9 protein-coding genes and 1 pseudogene are annotated in these 8,993 nt (G+C 69.4%); 8 read left to right on the top strand and 2 right to left on the bottom strand.

What is annotated here, in order from left to right:
• The first annotated feature begins 139 nt into the window (after positions 1-139).
• From ACFV6I_RS04230 to ACFV6I_RS04220, 3 genes are all read left to right on the top strand, one after another.
• A complete protein-coding gene (locus ACFV6I_RS04230; protein WP_380423525.1) occupies positions 140-340 on the top strand; it encodes a DUF397 domain-containing protein in 201 nt (66 codons plus the stop codon).
• 99 nt (positions 341-439) lie between these two features.
• Positions 440-640 (top strand): DUF397 domain-containing protein, encoded by a 201-nt coding sequence (locus ACFV6I_RS04225; protein WP_380335275.1) that lies wholly within the window; start codon positions 440-442, stop codon positions 638-640.
• A gap of 99 nt (positions 641-739) precedes the next feature.
• Positions 740-940: a DUF397 domain-containing protein gene (locus tag ACFV6I_RS04220; RefSeq protein ID WP_380335278.1), complete on the top strand. Its 201-nt coding sequence runs from the start codon at positions 740-742 to the stop codon at positions 938-940.
• Positions 941-998: 58 nt separating this feature from the next.
• Here the strand turns inward: ACFV6I_RS04220 and ACFV6I_RS04215 are convergent, their stop codons facing one another.
• Complete coding sequence (locus tag ACFV6I_RS04215; RefSeq protein ID WP_380335281.1) at positions 999-3,200, bottom strand: transglycosylase domain-containing protein; 2,202 nt, start codon at positions 3,198-3,200, stop codon at positions 999-1,001.
• A 714-nt stretch (positions 3,201-3,914) separates the two neighbouring features.
• Here ACFV6I_RS04215 and ACFV6I_RS04210 point away from each other — a divergent pair.
• Entirely contained in the window at positions 3,915-4,124 is a 210-nt protein-coding gene (locus ACFV6I_RS04210; RefSeq protein WP_380335284.1) for a hypothetical protein, read from the top strand.
• 6 nt (positions 4,125-4,130) lie between these two features.
• Here ACFV6I_RS04210 and ACFV6I_RS04205 read toward each other — a convergent pair whose 3' ends face one another.
• Positions 4,131-5,054, bottom strand: a complete 924-nt coding sequence (locus tag ACFV6I_RS04205) for an RNA polymerase sigma-70 factor (protein WP_380335287.1) — start codon at positions 5,052-5,054, stop codon at positions 4,131-4,133.
• Positions 5,055-5,206: 152 nt separating this feature from the next.
• On the opposite strand from ACFV6I_RS04205, the gene ACFV6I_RS04200 reads away from it, so the two are divergent.
• The 4 genes and pseudogenes from ACFV6I_RS04200 to ACFV6I_RS04185 form a co-directional block, all read left to right on the top strand.
• Positions 5,207-5,680, top strand: a complete 474-nt coding sequence (locus tag ACFV6I_RS04200) for a carboxymuconolactone decarboxylase family protein (protein ID WP_063348403.1) — start codon at positions 5,207-5,209, stop codon at positions 5,678-5,680.
• A gap of 235 nt (positions 5,681-5,915) precedes the next feature.
• A complete protein-coding gene (locus ACFV6I_RS04195; protein ID WP_244293403.1) occupies positions 5,916-6,704 on the top strand; it encodes a response regulator transcription factor in 789 nt (262 codons plus the stop codon).
• Between the two features lie 12 nt (positions 6,705-6,716).
• The gene (locus tag ACFV6I_RS04190) at positions 6,717-8,333 is read left to right on the top strand and encodes a sensor histidine kinase (RefSeq protein ID WP_380423524.1); all 1,617 of its coding nucleotides are present in this window, start codon (positions 6,717-6,719) and stop codon (positions 8,331-8,333) included.
• A 174-nt stretch (positions 8,334-8,507) separates the two neighbouring features.
• Positions 8,508-8,993: pseudogene (locus ACFV6I_RS04185) on the top strand (peptidase); the annotation flags it as partial.

Here is an 8,993-nt window from a genome sequence, read left to right as displayed (position 1 = left end):
GAGTGGGCGGCGCGCTCCCACCGCCGCCGCGGCCGCGGCGGGGGTTCGCGGGGCGGCCGCGTGTGCCGGGTCGCGGGGCCCCCCCGGCGAGAAGCCATGAGGCCTCGTTCGATCGAATAAGAAGGGAGCGGCAACGGTCGTGACTAACTCCGCCTGGCAAAAGTCCAGTTACTCCGGATCAAGCAACGCATGTGTTGAGGTTCGTGTTGTCGCCGGGGTGATCGAGCTTCGTGAGTCCGATGAGGGCGAGGTCGTCGTCCGCACGACTGCCCGCAAGTTCGCCGTGTTCCTTCAGGGGGCAAAGGCTGGGGAGTTTGACCACTTCACCGCCGACGCCTGAGTGAAACGATCCGGCGGCCACTTGCTGCTCGCGAGGGGCCGTCGGTGAGGGGTCCTTGGGACCTCGTCCGATCGAACGAGAAGAGAGGCGGGAGCAAGAATGACTAACTTCAGCTGGCAGAAGTCCAGTTACTCGGCTGCGAACTCTGAGTGCGTTGAGGTTCGTGTTGTCGCCGGGGTGATTGAACTTCGTGAGTCCGACGAGGGTGAGGTCGTCGTCCGTACGACCGTCTGCAAGTTCGCTTCGTTCCTCCAGGGGGCGAAGGCTGGGGAGTTTGACCACTTCACCGCCGACGCCTGAGCAGACCGTTTCGGCGGCCACTTGCTGCTCGCGAGGGGCCGTCGGTGAGGGGTCCTTGGGACCTCGTCCGATCGAACGAGAAGAGAGATGGCAGCAGGCATGACTAACTTCGTTTGGCAGAAGTCCAGTTACTCAGGTTCGAACGCCGATTGCGTTGAGGTCCGTGCGGTCGCCGGGCTCGTCGAACTCCGGGAGTCCGACGAGGGCGAGGTCATTGTCCGCACCACCGCCCTCAAGTTCGCCGCGTTCCTCCAGGGCGCGAAGGCCGGGGAGTTCGACCACTTGACCGCCGACGTCTGAGCGAAACGATCCGGCGGCCCCTTGCTGCTCTCGCAAGGGGCCGCCGGTGTGACCGCTGTCAGTGCTGCTGGTCGGGCTGGTTGGTGGCCGGGGCGCCCGTGCCGGTGCCGGTGTTGTTCGGGTCGGTCTTGGGGGCCGGGTCGGGGATGTCGGCCATCGGCAGGGACTGCTTGGGCGTGCCGTGCAGGGCCTGGTTCATGGCGTCGCGCCAGATCGGGCCGGGGCCGTCCGCGCCGAACACCTCGGTGCGGTACTTCCCGTTGATGGTGAGGTTGCGCATTTCGACGCCGCCGTTGGGGCCGCCGAGCCAGACGGCGGTGGCGAGCTGCGGGGTGTAGCCGTTGAACCAGGCGGCCCGCTTGCGGTCCGAGGTGCCGGTCTTGCCGGCGATCTGGCGGTTGTCGTCGAGGTTGAGCGCCGCGCCGGTGCCCTTGTTCTCGGTCACGCCGTTCAGGACGGTGTTCATCGCCCGCGCCGTGTCATCGGAGAACGCCTTCTCGCACTGGCCGGCCGGGACGGGGACGTCCTTGCCGTCCACGGTGGTGATCTTGTTGATGGCGATCGGGGCGCAGTGCTTGCCCTGGGCGGCGAAGGTCGCGTAGATGTTGGCCATGGTCAGCGGGCTCATCTCCTCCACTCCCAGGGCCATCGCGGGGACCTCCTCCAGCGGCTTGCCGCTGGCCTTGCTGGTGACGCCCAGCTTGTTGGCCATCTGCTTGACCGCGCAGAGGCCGATCTCCTGCTCCATCTGCACGAAGTAGGTGTTGACCGAGAGGGCCATCGCCTGCTTCAGCTGGTAGGGGCCCTTCTCGCTGGCGGACTCGTTGGGCACCACCGCCTTGGGCCGTCCCTGGTTCTTCCAGGTGCCCTCGCACGTCTTCATCGTGGGGTATTCCATCGAGTTCGGGGCCGAGTACTCCTGGGTCGCCGGCAGGCCCGCCTCCAGGGCCGCGGCCGCGACGACCGGCTTGAACGTGGAGCCGGGCTGGAAGCCGTTGCCGCCACCCATCGCCGCGTCGACGTTGAGGTTGACGACGGTCTGGTTCTTGTTGGCGTCCAGGCCGTACGGGCGGGTCTGGGCCATGGCGAGGATCTTGCCGGTGCCGGGTTCGACCATGGTGGCGGCGGCCGAGACGCTGTCCGTGACCTTCACGTTGGCGGTCACCGCGTTCTGGGCGGCGGCCTGCTTGTCCGGGTCCAGCGTGGTGTAGATGTTCAGGCCGCCGGTGTCCCAGAACTTCTTGCGGTCGGCGGCGCTCTGGCCGAACGCCGGGTCCTGCTTGACCACGTGCCGGACGTAGTCGCAGAAGAAGCCCATGCCGCCCTGGGCGGTGGCGGTGATGCAACCGTTCTGCGGATCCTTGAAGTTGAGACCCAGCGGGGCGGCCTTGGCCTCCTTGGCCTGGTCCGCGGTGATGTGCTTGTTCTCCAGCATCTTGTCGATGACCGTGTCCCGGCGCTTCTGCGCGGCCACCGGGTGCAGCTTCGGGTCGTACTGGGACGGGTTCTGCACCAGCCCGGCCAGCATGGCGGCCTCGGCGATGGTCAGGTCCTTGTTGCTCTTGCTGAAGTAGCGCTGGGAGGCGGCCTCCACGCCGTAGGCGCCGTTCCCGTAGTACGTGATGTTGAGGTAGTTGGTGAGGATCTGGTCCTTCGACAGGTCCTCCTCCAGCTTGATCGCGACCTTGAGCTCCTGGATCTTGCGACCCAGGGTCTTGCGCTGCGCCTCCAGCACCGCGGCCTGATCCTCGCCCGCCTTCTCGACGTTGACGTTCTTCACGTACTGCTGGGTCAGCGTCGAGGCGCCCTGCGAGGCGGTGCCGCTCTCGGCGTTCTTGCCGATCGCCCGGAGCACGCCCTTGAGGTCGACGGCGCCGTGCTCGTAGAAGCGGGCGTCCTCGATGTCCACCTGGGCCTGCCGCATGAACGGCGACATCTGCTCAGGGGCGAGGACGGTACGGTCGCGCTCGTACACCTTGGCGATCAGGCCGCCCTTGGCGTCGAAGATCTGCGTCGCCTGGGTGAGCGGCGGAGTCTTGAAGTCGCTGGGGATGTCTTCGAAGCCCTCCGCCGTGCCCTTGGCAGTCAGCCCGAAACCGCCGGCGGCGGGCAGGGCGAGGCCCGCCAGCAGCACACCGGACACCACGCTCGCCGCTAGGAAGATCGCACCGAAGCGGGCCAGCCGAAGCGGCGCCTTGCGGGGCGGGGGGAGAGCCGCGCTGTCGGAGGAATTCCATATCGGAGGGAGATTCGATTCCATCCAGGAATGCTAGCCCGCACACCTCGCTGGTCGAACGATTTTTCGTGCGCGGCTGTCACGGCTGTGCAACAGATACCGGAATTCGACTCCAATACATCAAGTCGCATACGCACCAAATAAGCGCAATAAGAAATTTAGGCCACCCGCAACCAATTCAGCTCCCCCTCGGTGGCACGACCACGGACCATGCCTGCCCGCCTACCGCGCCCTCCCCCTCTCGCAGCCCCGACACCACTTAGATGCCGCGAGCGGCCCAAAAGGTTGCCTACGCCCGGGAGCCTCGACGCCGACTCGCGCGACCCGCCCCCATCCAGACCCGCCAGCAGCGCCCCGACGCGCCCCACCCCCTCCCACACCCAGCCGCTGACGGCGCGCCACGGCACTGTCCGAGTCCCCTCAGCGCAGGAAGTCGGCCGAGCCGACTTCCTGCACCGAAGCCGCCTCCCCCTCGTGCCGAGTTGGTCGTGACTGACCCTCGCGACGTTGAGGTCTATGTCCGAAAGTTCGACGGGTTCGTGGGCGCGGCCTTGTTCGGTGACGAGATGCGCAGCCTGATCGAAAGCATCAGGGACGAGTTCTTGAGGGAACAGGAAATCGTCTTCTAGCGCGCCTCACTGCCCTATATATGTTGGTGCTCGCCCGCCACGGGTCAGGCGGCGGCCCAGCGTACGAGTCATGCCTCGGATTCATCTGACAAATGCCGGAGTTGGTGGCGTGGCCCAGGTGCAGGACCACCCCGAGGGCTCGTCGACCGTCGCCGTCAGCGGCCCCCGGGACCTGTGGCAGGCCATCGAGACCGCGTACCGAACCTGGCTCGACCGCAACCGGCCCCGGCGGGAGTGGTTCACCGTCGAGACGGGGCTTGAGGGGCAGTTCGTGGGCTACACGGGGCCGGACGGATCTTCGATCCAGTGGAAGCTCTGAGGAGGGTCACTTCGGCTTCACCAGGGCGATGTCGGAGACCGGGCCGAGGTGGGTGAGCTTGTCGGGGTTGGAGACCGAGTGGACGGCCTGGATGGCGCCGTCGGCGATGTCCAGTTCCAGCACGCCGGCGATGCGGCCCTCGGTGTCATAAAAGGCGGCGCCGGGGCGGCCGTTGACGGTGGCGGGTGTCAGTGTGACGCCGAGTTTGCGGTTGCGGCGGAGGCCGCCTATGAGGAGTTGGGCGACGCGGCGTAGGCCGGTGAGGGTCTTGCCGAGGGCGCGGGCCTTGCCGCCGCCGTCGCCGTGGAAGGCGATGTCGGGGGAGAGGAGTTGGAGCAGGGCGTCCAGGTCGCCGCCTTCGGTGGCTTCGAAGAATCTGCGGGCGAGTTCGTCGGCCTCGGCCTTGCGCGCCCGGGTGCCGACGGTCTGGGCCGAGGGGGTGAGGCGCTTGCGGGCGCGGGCGATGATCTGGCGGCAGTTGGCCTCGGACTTGCCGACGGCGTCGGCGATTTCCGGGTAGCCGTACCCGAAGGCCTCGCGGAGCATGAACACCGCCCGCTCGGTCGGGGAGAGGGCTTCCAGCAGGACGAGGAACGCCATCGACAACGCGTCGGCCAGCTCGGCGTGTTCGGCGGGCCCCGGGCGGTCGGCGGTCACCACGACGGGTTCGGGCAGCCACTCGCCCATGTACGTCTCTCGGCGGACCCTCGCCGACGTCAGGTGGTTGATGCCCAGTCTGGTCACCGACGTGGTCAGGTACGCCTTGAGGTTGGTGATCGTGGTCCCGGCCCGGTCGGCCCGGGTCAGGCCGAGGAGGGCGTCCTGGACGATGTCCTCGGCGTCGCCGACGGAGCCCGTCATCCCGTAGGCGATGGAGAACAGCAGCGGTCGGTAGCCGGCCGCATCCGTCGCAACTGCCGATTCCGCCATGGAGCTCCTCCCCCGGTTGGCCGAGCAGGGTATCCGCAGGCTACCCAACGGCGCGGCGAAGATGGTGATGCAGGTCACATCCATGCCTGTCACGACTCGCCGGGGTGCCCTGTCTCAGAGGGCACCAGCGGACGACGACAAGGGAGCACACGATGGAAGCCCGACTGAACCCCTTCGCCAGCCAGACCATGTCCAAGGTCCTCAAGCACCTCATCGCGGCCAACAAGGCGATCGTGGACTCGGCTCTGCCGTTCGCGACGCAGGAGATGGTGAAGCTGCGCGCCAGCCAGATCAACGGCTGCGGCTACTGCGTCGACATGCACTTCAAGGACGCCGTGCACGGCGGGGAGGAGGCGACCCGCCTCAACCTGGTCGCGGCCTGGCGGGAGGCGACGGTGTTCACGGACGCCGAGCGTGCCGCCCTGGAGCTGGCGGAGCAGGGCACCCGCCTGGCCGACGCGGCGGGCGGGGTCACGGACGAGGCCTGGGCGAACGCCGCGAAGTACTACGACGAGGAGCAGCTCGCGGCCCTGGTGGCCCTCATCGCGATCATCAACGCCTTCAACCGCGGCAACGTGATCACCCGGATGCCCGCCGGCGGCTACCGGCCCGGTCAGCACGCCTGACCGGAGCCCCTTCCGCGGCCGGGGAGTGGTCTCCCCGGCCGCGGGCGCCGGGTTCTCGGCCGTCGGCGCTTGCGGGGCGTTACCGTCCGTGCGCATACCACCCAGCCTGTGCTGGGGGCCTTGTGCTTAAAAAACCGACCGATAAGGTGTTAATCCAACATTCATCGATGCCGCATAGCCTCCGGGGGCTAGCCTCATGCCGAATGCCATCGTCCGACCAGGAGGCGAAAGCCCCGTGCAAGGCACAGTCACCACACCAGGCGGGTCCGCGGTGGCCGGCGGCCCTGGCGAGGCCTTCCTCCTCGTCGTCGACGACGAACCCAACATCCGCGAACTGCTCGCCGCCTCGCTGCGCTTCTCCGGTTTCCGGGTCGCCTCCGCCGCCAGCGGCACCGAGGCCCTCGACCTGATAGCCGTCGAACGCCCCGACCTCGTCGTCCTCGACGTGATGCTCCCGGACCTCGACGGCTTCACCGTCGTCGAGAAGCTGCGCGAGCGCACCAACCGCGGCCAGATCGCCGGGCCCGTGCACGGCCACCCCGGCGACCACCTTCCGGTGCTCTTCCTCACCGCCAAGGACGGCGTCGGCGACAAGGTCCAGGGCCTCGCCGCGGGCGCCGACGACTACGTCACCAAGCCGTTCAGCCTGGAGGAGCTGATCGCCCGGATCCGCGCCATCCTGCGCCGCTCCGGCGGGCCCGCCGAGGACGGCCGGCTCATCGTCGCCGACCTCAGCCTCGACCCGGTCGCCCACGAGGTCACCCGGGCCGGCACCCCCGTCGCGCTCTCCCCGACCGAGTTCAAGCTGCTGCACTACCTGATGGCCAACGTCGGCCGGGTGGTCTCCAAGGCGCAGATCCTCGACCACGTCTGGGCCTACGACTTCGGCGGCGACCTCTCCATCGTCGAGTCGTACATCTCCTACCTGCGCCGCAAGCTCGACTCCGGCCCGGCCCACGGCCCCAAGCTGATCCACACCGTGCGCGGCATCGGCTACGCGCTGCGCCGCCCCCCGCAGGGCTGACCGGTCCGCTTCGTGTCCGCCCGGCTCTCCGCCCGGCTGTCGGTGTTCCGGCGGCCGCTCTCCCGGCTGCCCCTGCCCCGGCGGTCGTTCTCCCGGCTGCCAAAGCTGTCGGGGCTGTCAAAGCTGTCAAGGCTGTCCCGGCTGTCCCTGCGCGCCCGGCTGCTGGTGCTCGCGCTGGTGCTGGTCACCACCGGGCTGGTGGTCAGCGACGCCGTCGTCCTCGGCACCGTCCGGGTGCAGCTGGTCGATCAACTCGACGAGCAGCTCCAGCGGTACGGGCTGCCGCTGTCCCACAAGGGCCCGGTCCGGGTCGGCACCCCGGAGGCCGGGCGCCCCGCCGTCACCGGCAAGCGCAGCACCCTGCCCAGCCAGTACCTGGTCCAGTACCTCTCCTCGGACGGCAAGGTGCAGGCCGTCATGCGCCAGCCCGTCTCCGACAGCGACCCGGCGCCCCAACTGGCCGGCCTCGACCCGACCCGCACCGAGCCCGACGTCCCCTTCGACCTGCCCGACCAGCGCGGCCACTACAACTGGCGGGTGCTCGTGCTGCCGATCCAGGCCCCCCGGGCCCCGGCTGCCGCCAGCCCCAGCGACTACGCCTCGCCCGCCGTCACCGCGACCTACGTCATGGTGGCCGTCTCCCGCTCGGACATCGACGCCACCGTCGGCAAGCTGCGCAGCTCCTTCCTCGCGATCGGCGGCGCCGTCCTGGTGCTGATTGCCGCGCTCGGGTTCTTCGCCGTCCGGGCCGGGCTGCGGCCACTGCGCCGGATCGAGGCCGGCGCCGCCCGGATCGCCGACGGCGAACTCTCCCACCGGATGCCGGAACTCTCCCCCGGCACCGAGGTCGGGCGGCTCTCCATCGCGCTCAACGGCATGCTCACCCAGATCGAGGCCGCCTTCGCCGCCCGCGCCGAATCCGAGGCCCGGATGCGGCGGTTCGTCGCCGACGCCTCGCACGAACTGCGCACCCCGCTCGCCGGGATCCGCGGCTTCACCGAGCTCTACCGGATGGGCGCACTGCCCACCGACGGGGACGTCAAACGGACCATGACCCGGATCGAGAGCGAGGCCGTCCGGATGGGCGCCCTGGTCGAGGACCTGCTGGTGCTCGCCCGGCTCGACGAGGAACGCCCGCTCGACCTCGCCCCGATGGACCTGCGCACCCTCGCCGCGGACGCGCTGCACGACCTCACCGCCCTCGACCCGACCCGGCCCGTCTCCCTCACCGGCCCGTCCGGCACCGGAGCCCCCGGCGCGGCCCCCGTCCTCGGCGACGAGGCCCGGCTGCGGCAGGTGGTCACCAACCTGGTCGGCAACGCGGTCAAGCACACCCCGCCCGGCACCCCGGTGCGGATCGGGGTCGGCGGCGCGGGCGGCGTCTGCCTGCTGGAGGTCGCCGACGCCGGGCCGGGGCTCACCGACGGCCAGGCCCAGCGGGTCTTCGACCGCTTCTACCGGGTCGACGCCTCCCGCAGCCGGCACGGCGGAGGCGGCGCCGGACTCGGCCTCGCCATCGCCACCGCGCTCACCCACGCGCACGGCGGCACCCTCACCCTGGACACCGCCCCCGGCGCCGGCGCCACGTTCCGGGTCGAACTGCCCACCAACGGTGACCGGACTTCCTGACGGCATTGTCGACACGTCAATTCCCTTGCTGACCAGGCAATGACGGGCGTTTTTCATTGCCGGAATGCGGCATGGAGCGTAAAGAATCCGTGTGCCTATGATCAGCGCTGTCGGGACGTCAAGAACGGCCCGGCACACGGCTTTTGCTTTCTTTCCGACCCGAAAGGGGTCATTGTGAAACTCCGCCGTACGCTGGTCTCGGCCGCCCTCGTCGCTGCCGTGATCTCGCCCGCAGCCATGCTCTCCGCGGCACCCGCCTTCGCGGAGTCGGCTTCGACGGCGCAGACCCGGAACGACACCGGCTCGATCGCGGAGCTGGAGAAGGCCGCCGCCGGCGCGGCCAAGGCCCACCAGGCCGCCGTCGCCGCCGAGGCCGCCGGGCAGGCCGAGACCACGGCCTTCATGAACAACCCGCAGCCCTACCTCGGCAAGCTCCAGGAGGCCCAGGCCGCCGCCAAGACGGCCGCCGCGGCCCACGAGAAGACCTACAACGAAGCCGTGGAGGCCTCGGCCGCGTACCGCTCCGCGAAGCCGGAGGAACTGGAAGCGGCCAGGGTGCGGATGCTGGCGGCGTTCGACGCCGCCAACGCCGCCACCGACGCGGACACCAAGGCCAAGGCCGCCGTGACCGCCGCCGGCACGGCGCTGGACGACGCCCAG

The organism is Kitasatospora sp. NPDC059803 (assembly GCF_042732255.1).
Lineage (GTDB): Bacteria > Actinomycetota > Actinomycetes > Streptomycetales > Streptomycetaceae > Kitasatospora.
This window is presented reverse-complemented; position numbering and strand designations above follow the sequence as displayed.